This window comes from Acidovorax sp. KPB24-03, from assembly GCF_057546605.1.
The window spans coordinates 1-615 of the sequence record NZ_BAAJYR010000920.1 but is presented as its reverse complement, the minus strand read 5'-3'; the positions used below and the strand labels follow the sequence as shown (position 1 = coordinate 615).

The window sequence follows — 615 nt, the reverse complement described above, 5'->3', positions numbered from 1 at the left end:
CCGATCTCCACCACGTCGCAGCCCCACGTGCGCGCCAGGGCCGCCGTGGCGTCCCGGCAGGCATCGGCCACGACCACGATGCGCACGGGTTCCTGCACCTGCGCGGCCGCCGCGCACACCGAATCCAGGCAGGCGCCGATGAGGGCGGCTTCGTCGTGCGCCGGAATGCACACGCCGATCATGGGGCGCCCTCCGCCGCACGGGCCAGCCGCTCCTGCGCGCCGCCCGCCTCCGCCACCGAGGTACCACTCCCGTTCTGCCACACGTCGATGCGCATGTCTTCGTCGCACCAGCCGCCCACGTGGTCGAGCGCCAGGGTGTCCCGCGCCTGCGCGTGGACGCCGTCGCCATGGGCCGGCGCATCGGCCACCGGCGCGCGCCAGTGGCACATCGCCAGGTGGCCGCCGCGCTGCAGATGCCCGGGCACCTGCGCGAGGAAATGGGCGAAGTCGGCCGGCGGCAGGTAATAGGCCAGTTCCGCCACCACGATGAGGTCACTGGGAGCCTCGGGCCAGTGCTGCGGAAAGCGCCAGTGCCGCAGCCCCACATGGCCGGCGCCGCTCAGCGTGGCGGCGGCGCGCTCCAGCGCCGCCGCGCTGGCATCGGATGCGATGA

Annotated in this window: 1 protein-coding gene and 1 pseudogene; both read right to left on the bottom strand. The window is 74.3% G+C overall.

What is annotated here, in order from left to right:
* A partial coding sequence (locus tag AC27KI_RS26810) for a glycosyltransferase (protein ID WP_487116944.1) occupies positions 1-182 on the bottom strand: 182 nt, incomplete at its 3' end.
* A pseudogene (locus AC27KI_RS26805) lies at positions 179-615 on the bottom strand (hypothetical protein); the annotation flags it as partial. The gene AC27KI_RS26810 and the pseudogene AC27KI_RS26805, both read right to left, overlap by 4 nt.